We start from the raw sequence: 21,038 nt of genomic DNA, 5'->3' as shown, positions 1-21,038 counted from the left end.
ACGACCGGACAAGCCCCGCCGCTATTCTGTCTTTTTCTTTCAATTAAGCGACACCCCCAGGTTTTGCCCCCAAGCGCCAGCTTCCCTTGCCAACAATCGGCGCTCTACACTGTACCGGTACAGTTGCCGGGGGCATTTTCCGCGAGGGTATCCAAGATATCTGACCCGGTTCTGCTGCTACGGCGCCAGGACTATAAAAACTACAACAGCATGAGTGGAGCACTATGACTAAGGCTACTAAGCAGATTTCCAAACTGTTTGCCGCTATGGTTCTGGCCGGGGTTGCCAGCCATTCGTTTGCCGCCGACACCATCAAGATCGCCATCGCCGGCCCGAAGACCGGCCCTGTAGCCCAATACGGCGACATGCAGTTCAGTGGCGCGAAAATGGCCATCGAACAGATCAACGCCAAGGGCGGCGTCGACGGCAAGCAGCTCGTCGCCGTCGAGTACGATGACGCCTGTGATCCAAAACAAGCGGTCGCGGTCGCGAACAAAGTCGTCAACGACGGCGTCAAGTTCGTGGTCGGCCACCTGTGCTCCAGTTCTACCCAGCCAGCTTCCGACATCTACGAAGACGAAGGCGTGATCATGATCACCCCGGCGGCTACCAGCCCGGACATCACCGCTCGCGGCTACAAGATGATCTTCCGCACCATTGGCCTGGACAGCGCCCAAGGCCCTGCGGCCGGCAACTACATCGCCGACCACGTCAAGCCAAAGGTCGTTGCGGTCCTGCACGACAAGCAGCAGTACGGTGAAGGCATCGCCAGCGCCGTGAAGAAAACCCTCGAAGGCAAAGGCGTGAAAGTGGCCGTTTTCGAAGGCGTGAACGCCGGCGACAAAGACTTCTCCTCGATGATCGCCAAGCTCAAGCAAGCCAACGTCGACTTCGTCTACTACGGCGGCTACCACCCGGAGCTGGGCCTGATCCTGCGTCAATCCCAGGAAAAAGGCCTGAAGGCCAAGTTCATGGGTCCGGAAGGCGTGGGTAACGACTCCATCTCGCAAATCGCCAAGGAGTCCTCCGAAGGCCTGCTGGTGACCCTGCCGAAATCCTTCGACCAGGATCCGGCCAACGTTGCCCTGGCTGACGCGTTCAAGGCCAAGAAAGAAGATCCGAGCGGTCCGTTCGTGTTCCCGTCCTACTCCGCTGTCCAAGTGATTGCCCAGGCCATCACCGCAGCCAAGAGCGAAGACGCAGGCAAAGTGGCTGAAGCCATCCACGCCGGCACCTTCAAGACGCCGACGGGCGACCTGAGCTTCGACGCGAAGGGCGACCTGAAGGACTTCAAGTTCGTGGTCTACGAGTGGCATTTCGGCAAACCTAAAACCGAAGCTTCGCCTCAGTAAGGCCTGGCCTGACTGACTGCCAATAAAGCCCACGGCGTGCCGTGGGCTTTGTTTTAAATGTATTGGGCCGCGCTGGCGTGATCCGCCAGTCTCCCCACCTGAAAATCTCAAAACCGTCATCAGCGGTTCGCTGGCAAACCTCGTGTTCGAAGTGGATGCAGATCCACGGGGCCCGGGCGGGAAAATGACTCCACCAGTGAAATGCGTATCAGGTTTTTAGGAGCGCTGTAATGCCTGACATCTATCACTTCTTCCAGCAGCTGGTTAACGGTCTGACCGTTGGCAGCACGTATGCCCTGATCGCCATCGGCTATACGATGGTCTACGGCATCATTGGAATGATCAACTTCGCCCACGGCGAGGTGTACATGATCGGCTCCTACGTGGCGTTTATCGCCATCGCCGGGCTGGCCATGATGGGACTCGACAGTGTCCCGCTGTTGATGACCGCGGCGTTCATCGCGAGCATCGTGGTAACCAGTTCCTATGGCTACAGCATCGAACGGATTGCCTACCGCCCCCTGCGCGGCAGCAACCGTCTGATCCCGCTGATTTCCGCCATCGGTATGTCGATCTTCCTGCAGAACACGGTACTGCTTTCGCAAGACTCCAAGGACAAATCCATTCCCAACCTGATCCCGGGCAACTTTGCCATCGGGCCAGGCGGGGCACATGAAGTGCTGATTTCCTACATGCAAATCGTGGTGTTCGTGGTGACCCTGGTCGCCATGCTCGGCCTCACGCTGTTCATCTCCCGTTCCCGACTCGGTCGCGCCTGTCGCGCCTGTGCCGAGGACATCAAGATGGCCAACCTGCTGGGCATCAACACCAACAACATCATCGCCCTGACCTTCGTCATCGGTGCGGCCCTGGCGGCCATCGCCGCGGTGCTGTTGAGCATGCAATACGGCGTGATCAACCCCAACGCCGGCTTCCTCGTTGGCCTGAAAGCCTTCACCGCCGCGGTACTGGGCGGCATCGGCAGCATCCCCGGGGCGATGCTCGGCGGGCTGGTGCTGGGCGTGGCGGAAGCCTTTGGCGCCGACATCTTCGGCGACCAGTACAAGGACGTCGTGGCGTTCGGCTTGTTGGTTCTGGTTCTGTTATTCCGGCCGACCGGCATCCTGGGCCGCCCGGAGGTTGAGAAAGTATGACTAGGCATCTCAAATCGGCGCTTTTCAGCGCCCTGCTGGTGTGGGCCGTGGCCTACCCGGTACTGGGTCTTAAACTGACCATCGTCGGCATCAACCTGGAAGTTCACGGCACCAGCCCGGCGATCCTGGCGACCATCGCCGTGTGCTCGCTGCTGATGTTCGTGCGCGTGCTGTTCAGCACGCAGATCAGCGCGGCGTGGAAGTCTTCGCCCGGCCTGCCGGTGATCCCGGCCAAGGCCAGCCACTTCCTGACCCTGCCGTCGACCCAGCGCTGGATCGTGCTGGGCCTGATCGTCGTGGCCCTGGTATGGCCGTTCTTCGGCTCTCGCGGCGCGGTGGACATCGCCACGCTGATCCTGATCTACGTGATGCTGGGCCTGGGCCTGAACATCGTCGTAGGCCTGGCCGGCCTGCTGGACCTGGGTTACGTCGGCTTCTACGCCGTCGGCGCCTACAGCTATGCGCTGCTGTCCCACTACTTCGGCCTGAGCTTCTGGATCTGCCTGCCAATCGCCGGGATGATGGCCGCCACCTTCGGTTTCCTGCTGGGTTTCCCGGTCCTGCGCTTGCGCGGCGACTACCTGGCGATCGTGACCCTGGGCTTTGGCGAGATCATCCGGCTGTTCCTGCGCAACCTGACCGACATCACCGGCGGCCCGAACGGCATCAGCAACATCGAGAAACCGACGTTCTTCGGCCTGACCTTCGAACGTAAAGCCGCCGAAGGCCTGCAAACCTTCCACGAGTACTTCGGCCTGGAATACAACTCGATCAACAAGGTGATCTTCCTCTACCTGGTTGCCCTGTTGCTGGCCCTGGCCGCGCTGTTCGTCATCAACCGCCTGCTGCGCATGCCGATCGGTCGCGCCTGGGAGGCACTGCGTGAAGACGAAATCGCCTGCCGTGCCCTGGGTCTCAACCCAACCGTGATCAAACTGTCGGCCTTTACCCTCGGCGCTGCGTTCGCCGGTTTTGCCGGCAGCTTCTTCGCCGCTCGCCAAGGCCTGGTGACGCCGGAATCCTTCACCTTCATCGAGTCGGCGATCATCCTCGCCATCGTGGTGCTGGGCGGGATGGGCTCGCAGTTGGGCGTGATCCTGGCGGCGATCGTGATGATCCTGCTGCCGGAAATGATGCGTGAATTCAGCGAATACCGCATGTTGATGTTCGGCGCCTTGATGGTGCTGATGATGATCTGGCGTCCTCAAGGTCTGCTGCCTATGCAACGCCCCCACATGGAGCTGCGCAAATGAGCCGCGAGATCCTGAAAGTCGAAAATTTGAGCATGCGCTTCGGCGGTTTGCTGGCGGTCAACGGCGTGGCCCTGACCGTGAAAGAGAAGCAAGTGGTTGCCTTGATCGGGCCGAACGGCGCGGGCAAGACCACCGTATTCAACTGCCTGACCGGCTTCTACCAGCCCACCGGCGGCACCATCCTGCTGGACGGCGAGCCGATCCAGGGCCTGCCCGGCCACCACATCGCCCGCAAGGGTGTGGTGCGCACCTTCCAGAACGTGCGGCTGTTCAAGGATATGACGGCGGTCGAGAACCTGTTGATCGCCCAGCATCGTCACTTGAACACCAACTTCTTTGCCGGCCTGTTCAAGACCCCTGCGTTCCGCAAAAGCGAACGCGAGGCCATGGAGTACGCCAAGTACTGGCTGGACAAGGTCAACCTCACCGAGTTTGCCAACCGTACCGCCGGCACCCTGGCCTACGGTCAGCAACGGCGCCTGGAAATCGCCCGCTGCATGATGACCCGCCCGCGGATCCTCATGCTCGACGAGCCGGCCGCCGGCCTGAACCCCAAGGAAACCGAAGACCTGAAAGCCCTGATCGGCGTGCTGCGTGAAGAGCACAACGTCACCGTGCTGCTGATCGAGCACGACATGAAGCTGGTCATGAGCATTTCCGACCACATCGTCGTGATCAATCAGGGCACGCCCCTGGCCGACGGTACGCCGGAACAGATCCGCGACAATCCTGAAGTGATCAAAGCCTACCTGGGGGAAGCGTAAATGCTGCAGTTCGAAAACGTTTCCACCTTCTACGGCAAGATCCAGGCCCTGCACAGCGTCAACGTCGAAGTCCGCCAGGGCGAAATCGTCACGCTGATCGGTGCCAACGGTGCCGGCAAATCCACCCTGCTGATGACGCTCTGCGGTTCGCCCCAGGCCCACAGCGGCAGCATCCGCTACATGGGTGAGGAACTGGTGGGCCAGGAATCGGCGCAGATCATGCGCAAGAGCATCGCCGTGGTACCTGAGGGCCGTCGGGTATTTGCCCGGCTGACCGTGGAAGAAAACCTCGCCATGGGCGGATTTTTCACCGACAAGGGCGACTACCAGGAACAAATGGACAAGGTCCTGCACCTTTTCCCACGCCTGAAAGAACGCTTCACCCAGCGCGGCGGCACCATGTCCGGCGGCGAACAGCAAATGCTTGCCATCGGCCGTGCGCTGATGAGCAAACCCAAGCTGCTGCTGCTCGACGAGCCTTCCCTGGGCCTGGCACCGATCATCATCCAGCAGATCTTCGACATCATCGAGCAACTGCGCAAGGATGGCGTGACGGTGTTTCTGGTGGAGCAGAACGCCAACCAGGCGCTGAAAATCGCCGACCGGGCGTACGTGCTAGAGAACGGTCGCGTGGTGATGCAAGGCACCGGTGAAGCCCTGCTGACCGATCCGAAAGTGCGCGAGGCGTATCTGGGCGGTTGAGTCTGTCGCAGTAAAAGAAACGGCCTTCGGGCCGTTTTTTTTGCCCGGACCGCTCGCAATCCCCTGTGGCGAGGGAGCTTGCTCCCGCTGGGCTGCGCAGCGGCCCCAAGATTTTGCGGTTGCTGCGCAACCGAGCGGGAGCAAGCTCCCTCGCCACGGGCTTTGCAGTGCATAAAAATCGAGAGTCCGCTGTAACGCTTTCACACCGCCCTTTTCTAGTTCAGCAGACCGGCGCTAACGCCAGTTCATTTCCCTGAAGACTGGAGAATCACCATGACTGCCTCGACCCGTACCCTGTCCGCCGCTGCCTTGGTCCTCGCCCTCGGTTCAGCCCTGAGCATGACAACCGTCCCGACCGTTCACGCAGCCGACGACACAACAAGGGTTTTCCCTGACGGCTGCCATTGAGGCCTCAATCGATCTTGACCTGGAACACACCCTGGCGGGGCTCATCCGCCACCAGGCCATTGCCCATCTCCTAACCGAACAGGTATTGCGCTCGGCATGACCGTGACCCTCCGGGTGTTCGTCTACCCCGACGCCTACCCGACCCATGGCACCTGGGCGGCGGTCTTGCTCTACCTGATGGCCCGTGATCACCTGATAGCCAAGCGTTACGCCCGCGGCTGAACACAGCCCCCCTCACAGATCCCCTGTGGGAGCGAGCTTGCTCGCGAAGGCGGTGGTACATCCGGTATTTGTGCAAGCTGACCCACCGCTATCGCGAGCAAGCTCGCTCCCACAGGAATCTGGGCAGGTCGAAACATCCAGGCCACCCACAGGGACTGACCAATGGATGGACTATCGCTGTAGCCGATCCAACGCCTCGCCACTGCGCTTGAACCAGTCGATCAAATAGTCGGCCAGCACCTGGGTGCGCTTGGGCAGGCCGCCCTGGTACGGGTGTACCAGGTACATTGGCATGCGCCGGGTCTGGTAGTCGCGCAGCAGCCAATGCAGGCGTCCGTCTGCCAACTCTTCATGCAGCAGGTACGACGGCAGCCGGGCGATTCCGGCACCGGCCAGGGCGGCTTTTTTCAGCAGGCTGTAGTGATTGCTGGCGAACGGCCCCGACACTCGGACCCGCAACAGTTCGTGTTGTTGATGGTAAAGCCATTCTTCCCGGCCGCTGTAGTGGCTGTTGAGCAAACAGCGGTGCTCGGCCAGGGCCTGGGGCGTCTCAGGCTCGCCATAGTGTTCAAGGTAGGCCGGGCTGGCGCAGGTCATTTCGTGCCACGCCAACAATGGCCGGGCCACCAGCCGCTCATCGATGGCGGCGTCGGAGCGGATCGCCAGGTCGAAACCATCGCGGCTCAAGTCACGGTAGCCGTTGTTGAGCTCCAGTTCGATCTGCACGTTGGGATACGTGCGAGCGAACTCCATCAGCAAGCCCTCGAAGAAGGTTTCACCCAACGAAACCGGAACCGTCATACGCACCGGCCCGGAAATGTCATCCTTCAACCGAGCCAATGCCTGACGCGCCCTTTCCACCTGCACCAACAGCGCCTGGGCCTGAGGCAACAACGCCGCCCCTGCCGCCGTGAGGCTCAAGCGCCGTGTAGTGCGTTGCAGCAACACCACTGAAAACCGGCTCTCCAACAGGCTGATGCGCTTGGACAACTGGCCCTTGCTGCACCCCAATTGCTGGGCCGCCAAGGTAAAACTGCCGGCCTCCATCAACACGGCAAACGCCGCCAGGTCATCCATTTCGCTCATTGGATTGTTTCCAAATGAAAACCAAAGGTTGCCTATTAGCATGATTATCAGTGGAAAGAACCCCTCTAGACTGAAAACTCGTTCAACCCACTAAGGAACAGCTCATGAAAATCCTGTTGATCGGCGCCAACGGCACCATCGGTTCGGCCATTGATAAAGAACTGTCGCCCCGCCACGAAATCGTTCGGATCGGCCGCCACAGTGGTGAATTGCAGTTGGATATCAGCGACAGCGCCTCGATTCGCGCCCTGTTCGAGAGGACTGGCCGATTTGACGCCCTGGTCTGCGCCGCCGGCAACGTCACCTTTGCGCCCCTGGCCGACATGACCGAAGACAGCTTTGCCTTGGGCTTGAAAGACAAGCTGATGGGCCAGGTCAACCTGCTGCTGATCGGTCGCGAATTCGCCAATGACGGTGCCTCCTTCACCTTCACCACCGGCGTGCTCAGCCACGATCCGATCAAGAGCGGTGCTTCGGCGGCCCTGGTCAACGGCGCCCTGGACAGCTTCGTGCGCGCCGCGGCAATCGAGTTGCCACAGGGCATGCGGGTCAACTCGGTGAGCCCGAACGTGCTGCTGGAAGCCATGGACCAATACGCGCCTTATTTCCGCGGCTTCAAACCCGTCCCCGCAGTGGATGTAGCATTGGCCTACGCCAAGAGCGTCGAAGGCCTGCAAACCGGTCAGACCTTTCACGTGGGCTAACACCCCTTGTGATGCAGGATCAGTCTGAGTAACGTGGCGGCACTTGTCTGGAGACCCAATGATGCGTGCCGCCCGCTCCCTGCTGTTTGTCGCCCTCCTGCCGCTGTTCACCGGCTGCCAATTGCTCGACACCCCACGTCAGAGCGCCTCCCACGCCGGCCAGCCACGCCTGCAAGGCGAACTCACGGCGGCCGATGGCAAACTGGTGTTCCAGCCCTGCCAGGAACAGCGCCGCTACATCGTCAACGACAGCGGTGGCACCAGTGTGCTGCAACAGGCCGCCAGCCTGGCCGATGACCAGGGCAAGCTGTTTGCCGATGTACGTGGCCGTATCGTTTCCAGCGCAGCGGCCGGCACCGACAGTCAGTTGGACGTTGAACAGCTGTATCGCCTGGAACGCTCGGGAACGGCTTGCGAGGACGTCGACTTCAAACGGGTGACCCTGCGCGCCGCGGGACACAGCCCGGAATGGACGCTCAAGGCCAGTGGCAAGGGCCTGGTGCTGGACCGCGAAGGCCAGCCGCCGCTGGCGGTGCCTTACGTCGAGGAGCAATTGGGCGATGGCCGCTTCAACTTGGGCACCGAGGCCAACGGCCAGAAAGTCGAGCTGTGGGTCACACCTGCCCGTTGCGTCGACAGCGTCAGCGACAGCGTGCAACACATGAGCGCCGAGCTACGGGTCAATGGCCAGGTCCAACGCGGCTGCGCCTACTTCGGTGGCGCGCGCGACGACTGATTCACAGCTTTTGGCTTATAATCGCCGGTTCACGCCCTGGTGCAGTTGTGCATCCCGCGAACCGGACCCCGCCATGTTACGAATCACCGAACTCAAGCTGCCAATCGATCACCCCGAAGAAGACCTGCGCCCTGCCATCGTGCAGCGCCTGGGCATCGCCAGCGATGACCTGCTCGACTTCACCCTGTTCAAGCGCAGCTACGATGCGCGCAAGAAATCCTCCGAACTGTGCTTTATCTACACCATCGACCTGACGGTCCGTGATGAAGCCAGCCTGCTGCGCAAGTTCGCCGATGACCGTAACGTCAACGAAGCGCCGGATATCAGCTACAAAGTGGTGGGCCAGGCACCGGCCGACTTGAGCGAGCGGCCGATCGTGGTCGGCTTCGGCCCGTGCGGGATTTTCGCCGCCCTGTTGCTGGCACAGATGGGTTTCAAGCCGATCATCCTCGAACGTGGCCCCGAAGTGCGCCAGCGCACCAAGGACACCTGGGGCCTGTGGCGCAAAAGCGTGCTCAACCCCGAGTCCAATGTGCAGTTCGGTGAAGGCGGCGCAGGGACGTTTTCCGACGGCAAGCTCTACAGCCAGATCAAGGATCCGAAATTCCTTGGCCGCAAGGTCCTGCACGAATTCGTCAAGGCCGGGGCGCCGGAAGAAATCCTCTACGTCAGCAAGCCGCACATCGGCACGTTCCGCCTGACAGGCGTGGTGGAAACCATGCGTGAGCAGATTCGCGCCCTGGGCGGCGAAGTACGCTTCCAGCAGCGGGTCACCGATGTGCTGATCGAGGACGGCCAACTGGTCGGCGTCGAATTGGCCGGCGGTGAACGCATTCATTCGAAACACGTGATCCTGGCCCTCGGCCACAGTGCCCGGGACACGTTCCGTATGCTCCACAGCCGTGGCGTGTATATGGAAGCCAAGCCGTTCTCGGTGGGTTTTCGCATCGAACACCCGCAATCGCTGATCGACAGCGCGCGCCTGGGCAAGTACGCCGGCCATCCGAAACTTGGCGCCGCCGACTACAAACTGGTGCACCACGCCAAGAATGGTCGCTCGGTGTACAGCTTCTGCATGTGCCCGGGCGGCACCGTGGTAGCGGCGACGTCCGAGCCGAACCGCGTCGTCACCAACGGCATGAGCCAGTATTCGCGCAATGAGCGCAACGCCAACTCTGGCATCGTCGTCGGCATTACCCCGGAAGTGGATTATCCGGGTGGCCCGCTGGCCGGTATCGAGTTGCAGGAACGCCTGGAATCCCACGCGTTCGTGCTCGGCGGCAGCAACTACGAGGCCCCGGCGCAATTGGTGGGCGATTTCATCGCCGGCAAGCCGTCTACGGCGCTGGGCAGCGTCGAACCTTCCTACAAGCCTGGGGTGTCCCTGGGTGATCTGGCCCTGGCCTTGCCGGACTTCGCCATCGAAGCCATCCGCGAAGCCTTGCCGGCGTTCGAGAAACAGATTCGCGGCTACTCGCTGCACGACGCCGTGCTGACCGGCATCGAAACCCGCACCTCGTCGCCCCTGCGCATCACCCGCAACGAATCGCTGCAGAGCCTGAACGTCAAGGGCCTGTTCCCGGCGGGTGAAGGCGCCGGTTATGCGGGCGGGATTCTGTCAGCGGGGGTGGACGGGATCCGGATTGCCGAGGCCGTGGCGCGGGACATTCTCGGTCTCGAAGCCTGACAGTTGGCCCTGTGGGAGCGGGCTTGCTCGCGAAGGCGTACTGTCAGCCAACATTGATGTTGAATGATCTGCCGCCTTCGCGAGCAAGCCCGCTCCCACAAGGGACCTCGGTTTACTCAGGATCAGATATTGGCCCGCAATACACTCTCTGGCAGTGCCTCGCCCCGCTCCACACTCGCCGCCACGATGTCCATCAGCCCGCTCAGCTCATAGCCTTGGGCCTTGAGCCATGCCGGATCGTAATAGGTCGTGGCATAGCGCTCGCCGCCGTCACACAAGATTGCCACGATCGAGCCCGACTCCCCCGCATCTGCCATCTGCCGGGCCGCCATGAGCGCGCCGATCAGGTTGGTGCCGCTGGACCCGCCGACCCGTCGTCCCAGGCGCTCGGCCAGGTAATGCATGGCCGCCAGCGACAAGGCGTCCGGCACCTTGACCATCGCATCGATGACGTTCGGCAGGAACGACGCTTCGACTCGCGGCCGGCCGATACCCTCGATGCGCGAACCGCAATCCAGGCGCAGGCTGGCGTCGCCACTGCGGTAGTAATCGAAGAACACCGAACGCTCGGCGTCGGCACACAGCACGCGGGTGCCGTGCTGGCGGTAACGGACATAGCGTCCCAGGGTGGCCGCGGTACCGCCGGTGCCGGGGCTGGAAATCAGCCACGTGGGCTCCGGATGCCGCTCGAAGCGCATCTGCTGGAAGATCGATTCGGCAATGTTGTTATTGGCCCGCCAGTCCGTGGCACGCTCGGCATAGGTGAATTGGTCGATGAAATGCCCGTCATGCTCGCGGGCCAGGCGCTCGGATTCGGCGTAGATCTGCGTAGGATCAGCCACCAGGTGGCTTTGGCCGCCATAGAAAGCGATCTGTGCGATTTTTTCTCTGGAGGTGGTCGCCGGCATCACCGCAATGAACGGCAGGCCCAGCAACCTGGCGAAGTAAGCCTCGGAAATCGCCGTCGAGCCGCTGGAGGCCTCGATCACCGGCGCACCGGGCTTGAGCCAGCCATTACACAATGCATAGAGAAACAGCGAGCGGGCCAACCGATGCTTGAGGCTGCCGGTGGGATGACTGGACTCATCCTTGAAGTACAGCTCAATGCCCGGCAGGCCAGGCAGCGGCAGCGGAATCAGGTGGGTATCGGCGCTGCGCTGGAAGTCTGCCTCGATGATGCGGATCGCTTCACGGGCCCACTGGCGGTGGTCGTTCATGGTGTGTTTGCTCACTGATCGTGTTCGGCGTGGGGGAGATCACGCGGCCGTGCAGGCACGGCTAGAGTTCGGAAAAAACCAGACGCCAGCTTAGGAAAAAACCGACATCACGCACAGGTACAGCTAAGGTCCAATATGGCCCGTAACTGCCGACTGCGTGGCGCAGGCCTTGTAACGCCATATAACAAAAAAGAATATAACTTTTGTTTTAACAACTAACAGTACGGGTTAGGGTGTGCCATCTTTTTGATTCGATACATGGAGAGCGATCGTGGCTCTACGCAATTCTCTGACACGTTTTTTCCAACTGGAGGCTGCTAGCGGCCTGCTGCTGATCGCCGCCGCCGTACTGGCCCTGGTCATCAACAATTCACCGCTGTCCTGGTTGTATAACGGCCTGCTGGATACCCCGGTGGTCGCCCAGGTGGGCGCTCTGAAGATCGCCAAACCCCTGCTGCTGTGGATCAACGACGGCCTGATGGCGATGTTCTTCCTGCTCATCGGTCTCGAAGTCAAACGTGAAGTACTCGACGGGCAACTATCAAAGCCGTCGCAAATCGTCTTGCCGGGCGCGGCGGCGATTGGCGGCATGGTGGTGCCGGCGCTGATCTACTGGTTTCTCAACCGCGACAACCCGGCCGCCCTCGCCGGCTGGGCGATTCCGACGGCCACCGACATCGCGTTCGCTCTCGGCGTGCTGGCCTTGCTCGGCAAGCGGGTGCCGGTGTCGCTCAAACTCTTCCTGATGACCCTGGCGATCATCGATGACCTGGGCGCCATTATCATCATCGCCATCTTCTATTCCGGCGCCCTGTCGACCGTGTCGCTCATGCTGGCAGCCGCCTGCATCGCCACGCTGGTGGCGATGAACCGGATGGGCGTGGTCAAGCTCGGGCCCTACATGGTGGTGGGCCTGATCCTCTGGATCTGCGTGCTCAAGAGCGGTGTCCATGCCACGTTGGCGGGGGTCACCCTGGCGTTCTGCATCCCGCTACGCACGAAAAACGCCGAGACTTCGCCGCTGCTCACCTTGGAACATGCCCTGCATCCCTGGGTGGCCTATGGCATCCTGCCGCTGTTCGCCTTCGCCAACGCCGGCCTGTCCCTGAGCGGCATCACCGTCGAGAGCTTCACCCATCACGTGCCGATGGGCATCGCCATCGGCCTGTTGCTGGGCAAGACCGTCGGCGTCTTCGGCCTGACCTGGCTGGCCGTGAAAATCGGCATCGCCAGCCTGCCCGCCGGCGCCAATTGGGGCCAGGTCCTGGGCGTGGCAATCCTCTGCGGGATTGGTTTTACCATGAGCCTATTCGTTGGTTCCCTGGCGTTCGAACCGGGTGTGAGTGACTACGCTGGCATGGACCGAATGGGGATCCTCACCGGTTCGATCCTGGCGGCGTTGCTGGGTTATGCGGTGACGGCGGCGGCCAGTCGCAAGCAGCCTGCATTGCCTGGCTGATCCTTGCTTCTGCGTTAGCGTCTTGAGAGCCATGGGAGGTTAAGGAATGGTGTGTATATCCGTTTCTGCGGTAACGCAAAAAACGGATATACACCCGTCACCCGAAACGAAGCCATAAAAAAACGGCGCTTTCCATTCCCGGAATAAGCGCCGTTTTCACTTACCGACTCAAGCTTAGTGCGATACGCGACTCGTACCATCCACAGTGGAAATACGAACCCGCTCACCCACACGGAACACCTCGTTTTCCTGAACCTGCTGCACATAGGCACGCATGCTGCCGTCATCTTCACGAACGGTAATTTCCACACCCTGGGTACGCGTCAGGCCTTCTTCGGTAGCGGAACCAATCAGGCCACCCGCCACGGCGCCGATCACGGCAGCGACGATGCTGCCACGGCCACCACCGATGGCGCTGCCGCCTACACCACCGACCACAGCACCGGCCGCACCGCCGATAGGGGTCTTGGTGCCTTCGATCTTGACCGGACGCAAGGCTTCGATCGTGCCCATGCGAATCGTCTGCACGCGACGCGCTTCGTCACGGGAATAGGAGTCACCGGTCAGGCTCGACTGACAGCCAGTGAGCAACATCGCCATCGTGGAAAAGGAAGCAACCAGCAAAACAGACTTACGCATAGCATCAAACTCCAAAAGACAGGGATTCATTAAACTCCGCAGCTTGACGCCTGTCACGGCCTCGCCGGGATAAAATTGTTTTCATTCAGGTGGGATACAGGCGCGCCCGAAAAATTCACCAAACAGTAGCGTCAATTTCCGAAACCTGCGTCATCAACCCTGGAATTTTTCATGGATTATTTCATTATCGTCGCCACCACCGTGGCCGGTTTGTACTTCCACTGGTGGCTGTACCTGCGGATCAAACGCTGGATGGATCGCGATCTGGCGCTTTCACTGGCGGGGCCGGATGGGCAAAAGAAAACCTACATGTTGCAACAATTGGCCCGCGCCCAGGCACAAGGCATCAAGCGCCGTGACCTGCCGCTGTGGCTCCAGACCGCCGCGGCAGGTTATTCCGATGCTAAGGCGCCAGACGCTCGCGAGTCCACTGCGCCCCTTGCAGGCGATAGTTGAGGCGATCGTGCAGGCGGCTCGGCCGGCCCTGCCAGAATTCGATGCGCTCGGGCAGTAAACGATAACCGCCCCAATGCTCCGGGCAGTGGGGTTGGCTGTCACTGAAGCGCTGTTCGGTGGCCTTGAGCAGGTCTTCCAGTTCGCCGCGCCCGGCAATCACGCGGCTCTGGGGTGACGCCCAGGCGCCCAAGCGGCTGCCCAGCGGACGGACTTGGTAGTAGGCGTCCGATTCCTGCGCCGTGACCTTCACCACTTTGCCCTCGATGCGCACCTGGCGCTCAAGGGTCGGCCAGAAAAACGTCATGGCGGCAAACGGATTCGCGGCCAGTTGCTGGCCCTTGGCGCTGTCGTAGTTGGTGAAGAACGTAAAACCCTGGGCATCCAGGCCCTTGAGCAGCAGGATCCGGCAGTGCGGACGTCCCTGCTCATCCACTGTGGCCAGCGTCATGGCGTTGGCCTCCACCGGGGCCTGCTCGGTTTTCACCGCGTCGGCGAACCATTGGTGGAACAGTGCAAACGGCTCGGCCGGGGCTTGTGCCTCGGTCAAGCCGTCGCGGGTATAGTCGCGGCGCATATCAGTCAGCGCTTGGGTCATGGCGCATTCCTTGTGTTAGCCCATCACTGCTTGGGGGTATCGGTAGCCGCGACTTTCTTGGTGTCGGTGGCGGCTTTGGCCGGTTGAGGCTTCTTCGCTGAGGTAGCGGGCTTGGCCGCGGCCTTCTTTGCAGGCGCTTTGGTCGCGGCTTTTTTGGCCGGTGCTTTCTTGGCCGAGGCTTTGCTGGTCGAGGCCACCGCTTTTTTGGCCGCAGGCGCAGGCGCCGGCGCAGCAGGCTTCACATCCTGGGCGGCAACCATCGTCAGTGGGGCTGGGGCTGGCATGTTGTATTTGCTCAGCAGCGCGACCATGGTGTTGGCCGGCGTAACCAGCAATTCCACACGACGGTTCAAAGCGCGGCCCTCAACGCTGTCGTTGGCCGCACGTGGCGCCACTGCGCCCATGCCGCGCAGCATCAGGCGATCACGTTGCAGACCGCTGAGGCGGAAAATCGCCGCCACGGACTGGGCACGCTCCTGGCTGAGTTTGAGGTTGGCCGGTGCGGCGCCCGAGGTGTCGGCGTGACCAAGGATCAGCACGGCAGTCTTCGGATCGGCTTCAAGGATCTTCGCCACGCGGGTGAACGGGCCGAGAGTCACGGGCAGCAGCATGGCCGGACGGTCCGGGTTGAAAGAGCCGTCCACGGGGGCGGTGACCACCAGCACGTCGTCGCGGCGCTCGAGTTCGAGCTTGCTGTCCTGGATCGCCGTGCGCAGCTTCGGCTCGTAATCGTCGAGCCAGGCTTGGGTGACTTTAGGATCGGGCATCGGCACCGCCTTGGCGGTTTCCTGATCCTTGCCACCGAACGGCCACCACCACTTGCCATTGCTTTCGGCTTCGGCCTTGGCAACAGCTGTCGGCGCCTTGGCCTCAGGCTTGGCTTGGGCTTCTGCCTTTGCTTCGACTTTTCTGGCGGCGTCTGCGGCGGTTTCCTCGGAAGAGAATGGCCACCACCAGTGGCTCGCGCCTTCGGCCTTGGCTTGCGGTGCGACGGCGGCAGGCTTCAGGGGCGCCGCTGGCGCCGTTTCCTTGGCCGCCACCTTGTCGGAAGAGCCGAACGGCCACCAGCCACTGCTGCCCTCGGCATCATTTTGTGGGGTTTGTGCGCAACCAGTGATAGCGAAGCACAGCGCCAGAGCGAGGGTTTTATTCGATGACATTGGATATCCACAAAATGATCAAAATGAAAAAACAAGGCCGTGTCTTGGCCGCATAAACAGACGCTTCGAAACTGAAAAGGACACGAGGTTCCTGTGTCCATGGCTTTCAATGGCGTTTTATAGACAAGTGGCAAACACCCGCGCAAGATTTTGCGCGCGCGGGTCCATCAAAACGTAAGGCCCGAGCGTGTTGGTCACGAAACCGAACGCTACATCATGTTCGGGATCGGCAAACCCGATGGAGCCCCCGGCCCCCGGATGACCGAACGCCCGTGGGCCAAGGCCATAGGTCGCGTTCGGCACATCCGGCTGGTCGAGCATGCAACCCAGGCCGAAACGGGTCTGGGTCAACAATGTCTTGTCCTCGCCAAAGCTGTGCTGGCGAGTCAGTTCGTCGAGCATTTCACCTTCCAGCAGGCTGCCGTCCAGCAGCCCAGCATAGAAGCCCGCCAGGCTGCGGGCATTGCCGTGGCCGTTGGCCGCCGGTTGTTGCATGCGCCGCCATTCCGGCTTGTTGGTGCTGGTCATGATCGACGGTGGGTTGGTAAAGGCCCGGGTAGTCATGGCCGTGGGCTCACGCATCGTCACCTGCAGCAGGCGCTGGGCCGCCGCATCGCCGGCATTGCCTTTGCCACGGGCGATGTGGGCCACGCGATGGAACTCGTCGTCGGCCAGGCCAACGTGGAAATCCAGGCCCAATGGCTTGGCGACCCGGGCGACGATGGACTCTCCCGGACCACGACCGTCGGCCCTGCGCAGCAACTCCCCCACCAGCCAACCATAGGTGATCGCGGCGTAGCCATGGCCTTCGCCAGGCGTCCACCAAGGCGTTTCGGCAGCCAGGGCATCGACCATGGCTTGCCAGTCATAAAGCGCTTCGGGGGGCAGCAGTTCATGCAGCGCCGGCAGCCCAGCCTGGTGGCAGAGCAGTTGGCGCAGGGTGATGGATTGCTTGCCGGCCGCGGCAAACTCCGGCCAATAGCGGGCTACCGGGGCGTCCAACTGCAGCTTGCCTTCGGCCACCAGTTGCAGAGCGGTGACGGCGGTGAACGTCTTGGTGCAGGAAAACAGGTTGGCGATGGTGTCGCTGTGCCAGACTTCACGGCCGTCCTTGTCGGCGCTACCAGCCCACAGGTCGATCACCGTGCGGCCACCCATCTGGATGCACAACGCCGCGCCGCGCTCCTGGGGATCATCGAACAGCGCCGCGAACGCGTCACGCACCGCCTCGAACTGAAGTTCATAATGGCCTTGAATCTGCACCCGCAACTCCCTTGAAACAAAGACTTTTTAGAGTGGCTGGCATTGTTTCAGGCATTAGGTCATTTGGGAACCGCCACAGGACGGCTGGCTGGACACTGTCATTGTGGCGAGGGGATTTATCCCCGCTGGGTTGCGAAGCAGCCCCCGAACAGCCAACTCTGTATATCTGGCACTCCGAGTCGCCTGGCTTCAGGGCCGCTTCGCGCCCCAGCGGGGATAAATCCCCTCGCCACGAATAGCTCCCTAACCACAAAATGACAGGGCATCAAGAAATCTCCCGCCGAAACGGCGGCAATGCATTGAGGATCGCCTTGCCATAGCGCTGGGTTACCAGCCGTCGGTCAAGCAAGGTGATGGTGCCCCGGTCTTCTTCAGTACGTAGCAAGCGGCCACACGCCTGGACCAGCTTCAGCGAAGCGTCCGGCACGGAGATTTCCATGAACGGGTTGCCACCGCGGGCCTCGATCCACTCGGCCAGCGCCGCCTCCACGGGGTCGTCGGGAACCGAGAAAGGGATCTTGGCAATCACCACGTGCTCGCAATAGGCACCGGGCAAGTCCACGCCTTCGGCGAAGCTCGCCAGGCCGAACAGCACGCTGGAGTCCCCACCGTCGACCCGTGCCTTGTGCTTGTTCAGGGTTTCCTGCTTCGACAGGTTGCCCTGGATGAACACCTGCTTGCGCCAGTCACGATCAAGGCCATCGAACACGTCCTGCATCTGTTTGCGCGAGGAAAACAGCACCAGCGTGCCCCGTGAGCCTTCCACCAGTTCCGGCAGATCGCGGATGATCGCCGCGGTGTGGGCAGCAGCATCCCGTGGGTCGGCCTTGAGGTCGGGCACCCGCAGCACGCCGGCGTCGGCGTGATGGAAGGGGCTCGGGACCACGGCGGTCACGGCTTTCTTGGGCAGGCCTGCGCGCATGCGGAAGCGGTCGAACGTGCCCAGGGCGGTCAGCGTGGCGGACGTCACCAGCGCGCCATAGGCCACGTTCCACAGGTTGCGCCGCAGCATTTCCGCCGCCAGGATCGGGCTGGCATTGACCTCGATGTCGAATAGCGAACCGCTTTCGGCCAGGGTCAGCCAGCGCGCCATCGGCGGGTTGTCCTCCGGGTCTTCGGCAGTGAATGCCGTCCACAGCTCCCAGTTGCCCTGGGATCGGGACAACAGGCTGCCGAACAGCGGGTACCACTCCTCGGCCTGGTTGCTGGCGATACCGATGTTGACCTCGCCGTCCATGCCTTCCTTGAGCAGGTCGGTCAGGCGCGTGAACAGGTCGGTCAGGCGCGCGAAACCTTTCTTGAGCTCGATGCCCATTTCGCGCATGTGTTCAGGAATCACTCCGCCGACGAAGCGATGGCGTGGCCGCTCCCGGCCCTCGACGTCTTCGCCGGGCTTGAAATCGGCCACTTGCTCGCACGCGGTGAACATGAACTGCTGGTTCGTCTTGATTTCCCGCGCCAGTTCCGGCACCTGTTCGATGAACTTGCCCAAGTCACCCGGCAACGGATGCTGGGCCAGCAGTTTGGTGAGGTTCTTGGCGGTGGTTTCCAGCCAGTCGGCGGTGGAACGCAGTCGGGTGTAATGGGCGAAATGGCCGATGGCCTTGTCCGGCAGGTGATGGCCTTCGTCGAACACGTAGATCGTGTCGCGCGGGTCCGGCAGCACCGCACCGCCGCCCAGGGCCAGATCGGCCAGGACCATGTCGTGGTTGGTGACGATGACGTCGACCTTGCCCATGCCCTCGCGAGCCTTGTAGAAGGCGCACTGGCCGAAGTTCGGGCAATGGCGGTTGGTGCACTGGCTATGGTCGGTCGTCAGGCGGGACCAGTCGGCATCTTCCAGGGCCGTGGACCAGCTGTCGCGGTCGCCGTCCCATTTATTGCCGGCCAGCTTCTCGATCATGCTGGTGAACAGCTTCTGGCTGGCTTCATCCACCTCGATCTTGAAGCCTTCTTCTTCGAACAACTGGGCCGTGGCGGTCTGCGCGTGGCCTTCCTGGAGCAACATGTCGAGCTTGGACAGGCACATATAACGCCCGCGGCCCTTGGCCAGTGCGAACGTGAAGTTCAGCCCACTGTTGCGCATCAGGTCGGGCAGGTCCTTGTAGACGATCTGTTCCTGCAGGGCGACGGTGGCCGTGGCGATCACCAGGCGCTTGCCGGCGGCCTTGGCGGTGGGAATCGCCGCCAGGCTGTAGGCCACGGTCTTGCCAGTACCGGTGCCGGCCTCCACCGCCACAACGGCAGGCTCGCCGCTGCGCCGGCCTTCGTCGTCGGTATCGATGTCACCCAGGACTTTTGCCACTTCGGCAATCATCAGGCGCTGGCCATATCGCGGCTTGAGGCTCTTGGCTTCGAGAAAACGCGAATAGGCGCCCTGGATCGTGGTTTTGAGTTCGGTGCTGATCATGAATGGTCGGGCGCAAAAAACGCTGGATAAATTTTCAGTGGTTCGGATCGGCGGCTATCATACCCCGCTAATGAATCCTGCGCAGAACGGAGTAACCCAATGACACCCTTCGCCCTCGTCTACACCCTGCATTTACTGGCGGCCCTGGTCTGGGTCGGCGGCATGTTCTTCGCCTGGATGATCCTGCGCCCCGCCGCAATGACGGCGCTTGAGGGCCCTGCCCGGCTCAAGTTGTGGGTAGAAGTGTTTCAGCGTTTTTTCGTCTGGGTCTGGATCGCGGTCGCACTTTTGCCGATCAGCGGCGTCGGCCTGATCCATCTGCGCTTCGCCGGTTTCGAAACCGCGCCGCGTTATGTGCAGGTGATGATGGGGTTGTATGTGGTGATGACGGCGCTGTTTATCCGCATCCAGGGCTTGCAGCTGCCCGCATTGCGCAACGCCGTGACGGCGCAGGACTGGCCGACGGGTGCGGCGGTGCTGGGGAAGATCCGGCGGTTGGTGGGGATCAATTTGTTGATCGGGTTGCTGGTGGTGGCGATTGGTGCGGTGCGGCCGATGTTCTGAAAATCACATAGAGACCTGTGGGAGCGAGCTTGCTCGCGATGACGGTGTATCAGCACTACTTCATCGACTGACACAACGCCATCGCGAGCAAGCTCGCTCCCACAGGTCGGGACAGATTTTTCGTCAGAACCGCTGTACCGTCACAGTCCCCGCCGCTCCGGCAGGCCCTGGCTGGCCATCGGCGCCAGGGCGGCCACTTTTGCCGCCATCCGCGGTATAGACCAGGCACCCCTTGGCCTTGCCTCCCGCCCCGGGTTTGCCGCCGTGTCCCGCCGCGCCACCGGCACCGCCGTCCACCGTCACCTTGATCTGCTCGGCTGGGTAGGCCCGTGGCAGCTCGAGGCGTACCTGCGCACCAGCGGCTCCCGGCTGGCCATCACTGCCATTGCTGCCGTCGGCACCGCGACCGGCCGAACCCCAAGTGCAACCCGGCGCCTGGCCATTGGCACCGTCAAGACCGACGAAACCCGGTGCACCATTGCCGCCACGGGCGTCCACCGACAACAATGGCGCATTCAACACCTTGAAATGCAGGTTGAGATCACGCCCCGGCCGCGCGGCCTTGGTGTAGGTCCCCGGTGCACCGCGCGAAGTGATCTGGCTGCCCTCGGCCAGTTCTGCCTGGGCCACTTTCATTTCCAGTACCTGCTGCGCCGGCACGATGGCGATCCGCGCCTCACGCCCCAGGTGCAACTGGTCGATAGTCAATTCAGTGACATTGGAAGGCACCAGCAGCGTGCCGTAATCGGCCACGTCCAGCCGCTCCAGGGTCAGGGTGCTGGTGGTATTGGGCAAGCGCATCAACGAATGGCCTTCGACCTGGAGCACCTGGGCCGAAGCCCATGGGCATACGAGTGCGGCAAGCAGACACAATTTACGCATGGGAAGCCTCTGGCGCGGTCGGGAGGGTTTGCACGTGGAAGATGCCGAACAGCAGCACTCTGAGGCGATCACGGCCAGGCGCAGGACGGCCACGGAAACTGGCCCGGAAAAACAGCAGTTCCAGCAAATGGAGTACCAGCAAAAACGCACCGGCGACATTGACCAGCAGATGCAGCGGATGGACGAACGGCACGACCAGATTGACCAGCACCACCAGCCAGAACAGCAGGGTCAGCAAGCGCCCCAGCCCCCAAAACACCTTCATACGCCCCCCTGATCGAGCATTATCCTTTGCCCGCACAGTAACGGCTTGCGCGCAGGATAA

21 protein-coding genes and 1 pseudogene are annotated in these 21,038 nt (G+C 61.8%); 13 read left to right on the top strand and 9 right to left on the bottom strand.

All coding sequences use genetic code 11. The annotated features are described in order from the left end of the window. Nucleotides 1-224: 224 nt before the first annotated feature. The 7 genes and pseudogenes from BT125_RS20210 (at nt 225) to BT125_RS29720 (ending at nt 5,855) form a co-directional block, all read left to right on the top strand. Entirely contained in the window at nt 225-1,352 is a 1,128-nt protein-coding gene (locus tag BT125_RS20210; RefSeq protein WP_072409628.1) for a branched-chain amino acid ABC transporter substrate-binding protein, read from the top strand. Between the two features lie 230 nt (nt 1,353-1,582). After that, a complete protein-coding gene (gene livH / locus BT125_RS20205; protein WP_014336891.1) occupies nt 1,583-2,506 on the top strand; it encodes a high-affinity branched-chain amino acid ABC transporter permease LivH in 924 nt (307 codons plus the stop codon). Then, a complete protein-coding gene (locus BT125_RS20200; protein WP_060738895.1) occupies nt 2,503-3,759 on the top strand; it encodes a high-affinity branched-chain amino acid ABC transporter permease LivM in 1,257 nt (418 codons plus the stop codon). Before livH ends, BT125_RS20200 begins: the two co-directional genes overlap by 4 nt. Then, nucleotides 3,756-4,523 carry a high-affinity branched-chain amino acid ABC transporter ATP-binding protein LivG gene (livG, locus tag BT125_RS20195; RefSeq protein WP_072409626.1) on the top strand — a complete coding sequence of 256 codons (768 nt, stop codon included), beginning with the start codon at nt 3,756-3,758 and terminating at the stop codon, nt 4,521-4,523. The genes BT125_RS20200 and livG overlap by 4 nt, the downstream gene beginning before the upstream one ends. Beyond that, entirely contained in the window at nt 4,524-5,225 is a 702-nt protein-coding gene (locus BT125_RS20190; protein ID WP_072409624.1) for an ABC transporter ATP-binding protein, read from the top strand. Nucleotides 5,226-5,498: 273 nt separating this feature from the next. Next, nucleotides 5,499-5,597 (top strand): annotated as a pseudogene (locus tag BT125_RS29020) (DUF2282 domain-containing protein); the annotation flags it as partial. A 132-nt stretch (nt 5,598-5,729) separates the two neighbouring features. Next, nucleotides 5,730-5,855, top strand: a complete 126-nt coding sequence (locus BT125_RS29720; RefSeq protein WP_256573803.1) for a hypothetical protein — start codon at nt 5,730-5,732, stop codon at nt 5,853-5,855. Between the two features lie 171 nt (nt 5,856-6,026). Here BT125_RS29720 and BT125_RS20185 read toward each other — a convergent pair whose 3' ends face one another. Beyond that, nucleotides 6,027-6,941 carry a LysR family transcriptional regulator gene (locus BT125_RS20185; protein WP_072409622.1) on the bottom strand — a complete coding sequence of 305 codons (915 nt, stop codon included), beginning with the start codon at nt 6,939-6,941 and terminating at the stop codon, nt 6,027-6,029. Nucleotides 6,942-7,045: 104 nt separating this feature from the next. Here BT125_RS20185 and BT125_RS20180 point away from each other — a divergent pair, with 104 nt between their 5' ends. The 3 genes from BT125_RS20180 to BT125_RS20170 all read left to right on the top strand — a co-directional run bounded on the left by BT125_RS20180 (nt 7,046) and on the right by BT125_RS20170 (nt 10,068). Continuing rightward, a complete protein-coding gene (locus tag BT125_RS20180) occupies nt 7,046-7,645 on the top strand; it encodes a short chain dehydrogenase (RefSeq protein ID WP_072409620.1) in 600 nt (199 codons plus the stop codon). A 61-nt stretch (nt 7,646-7,706) separates the two neighbouring features. After that, a complete protein-coding gene (locus BT125_RS20175) occupies nt 7,707-8,381 on the top strand; it encodes a COG3650 family protein (protein WP_072409778.1) in 675 nt (224 codons plus the stop codon). 73 nt (nt 8,382-8,454) lie between these two features. Further along, nucleotides 8,455-10,068 (top strand): NAD(P)/FAD-dependent oxidoreductase, encoded by a 1,614-nt coding sequence (locus BT125_RS20170; protein ID WP_072409618.1) that lies wholly within the window; start codon nt 8,455-8,457, stop codon nt 10,066-10,068. Nucleotides 10,069-10,190: 122 nt separating this feature from the next. Here BT125_RS20170 and BT125_RS20165 read toward each other — a convergent pair whose 3' ends face one another. Then, nucleotides 10,191-11,285, bottom strand: a complete 1,095-nt coding sequence (locus tag BT125_RS20165) for a PLP-dependent cysteine synthase family protein (RefSeq protein ID WP_072409615.1) — start codon at nt 11,283-11,285, stop codon at nt 10,191-10,193. A 271-nt stretch (nt 11,286-11,556) separates the two neighbouring features. Here BT125_RS20165 and nhaA point away from each other — a divergent pair, with 271 nt between their 5' ends. After that, nucleotides 11,557-12,744: a Na+/H+ antiporter NhaA gene (gene nhaA, locus BT125_RS20160; protein ID WP_072409613.1), complete on the top strand. Its 1,188-nt coding sequence runs from the start codon at nt 11,557-11,559 to the stop codon at nt 12,742-12,744. Between the two features lie 174 nt (nt 12,745-12,918). Here the strand turns inward: nhaA and BT125_RS20155 are convergent, their stop codons facing one another. Continuing rightward, a complete protein-coding gene (locus tag BT125_RS20155) occupies nt 12,919-13,383 on the bottom strand; it encodes an outer membrane lipoprotein (RefSeq protein ID WP_047228399.1) in 465 nt (154 codons plus the stop codon). 171 nt (nt 13,384-13,554) lie between these two features. On the opposite strand from BT125_RS20155, the gene BT125_RS20150 reads away from it, so the two are divergent. Next, nucleotides 13,555-13,839 (top strand): hypothetical protein, encoded by a 285-nt coding sequence (locus tag BT125_RS20150; protein ID WP_072409611.1) that lies wholly within the window; start codon nt 13,555-13,557, stop codon nt 13,837-13,839. On the opposite strand, the gene pdxH is transcribed toward BT125_RS20150, so the two are convergent. From pdxH to dinG, 4 genes are all read right to left on the bottom strand, one after another. After that, nucleotides 13,787-14,434: a pyridoxamine 5'-phosphate oxidase gene (pdxH, locus tag BT125_RS20145; protein WP_072409609.1), complete on the bottom strand. Its 648-nt coding sequence runs from the start codon at nt 14,432-14,434 to the stop codon at nt 13,787-13,789. The genes BT125_RS20150 and pdxH overlap by 53 nt on opposite strands. A 23-nt stretch (nt 14,435-14,457) precedes the next feature. After that, nucleotides 14,458-15,594: an OmpA family protein gene (locus BT125_RS20140; protein WP_072409607.1), complete on the bottom strand. Its 1,137-nt coding sequence runs from the start codon at nt 15,592-15,594 to the stop codon at nt 14,458-14,460. A gap of 117 nt (nt 15,595-15,711) precedes the next feature. Beyond that, on the bottom strand, nt 15,712-16,857 hold the full coding sequence (locus BT125_RS20135) for a serine hydrolase domain-containing protein (protein WP_072409605.1): 1,146 nt from the start codon (nt 16,855-16,857) through the stop codon (nt 15,712-15,714). Nucleotides 16,858-17,122: 265 nt separating this feature from the next. Beyond that, nucleotides 17,123-19,267: an ATP-dependent DNA helicase DinG gene (dinG, locus tag BT125_RS20130; protein ID WP_063322679.1), complete on the bottom strand. Its 2,145-nt coding sequence runs from the start codon at nt 19,265-19,267 to the stop codon at nt 17,123-17,125. Nucleotides 19,268-19,366: 99 nt separating this feature from the next. On the opposite strand from dinG, the gene BT125_RS20125 reads away from it, so the two are divergent. Further along, nucleotides 19,367-19,831, top strand: coding sequence for a CopD family protein (locus BT125_RS20125; RefSeq protein ID WP_072409603.1), 465 nt, complete (start codon nt 19,367-19,369; stop codon nt 19,829-19,831). 123 nt (nt 19,832-19,954) lie between these two features. On the opposite strand, the gene BT125_RS20120 is transcribed toward BT125_RS20125, so the two are convergent. Both BT125_RS20120 and BT125_RS20115 read right to left on the bottom strand, forming a co-directional pair. After that, complete coding sequence (locus BT125_RS20120) at nt 19,955-20,713, bottom strand: collagen-like triple helix repeat-containing protein (protein ID WP_072409601.1); 759 nt, start codon at nt 20,711-20,713, stop codon at nt 19,955-19,957. Further along, entirely contained in the window at nt 20,706-20,978 is a 273-nt protein-coding gene (locus tag BT125_RS20115; RefSeq protein ID WP_072409599.1) for a DUF1145 domain-containing protein, read from the bottom strand. Before BT125_RS20115 ends, BT125_RS20120 begins: the two co-directional genes overlap by 8 nt. Nucleotides 20,979-21,038 lie beyond the last annotated feature (60 nt).

The organism is Pseudomonas sp. NFACC04-2 (assembly GCF_900119265.1).
Classification (GTDB): domain Bacteria; phylum Pseudomonadota; class Gammaproteobacteria; order Pseudomonadales; family Pseudomonadaceae; genus Aquipseudomonas; species Aquipseudomonas fluorescens_AA.
This window is presented reverse-complemented; position numbering and strand designations above follow the sequence as displayed.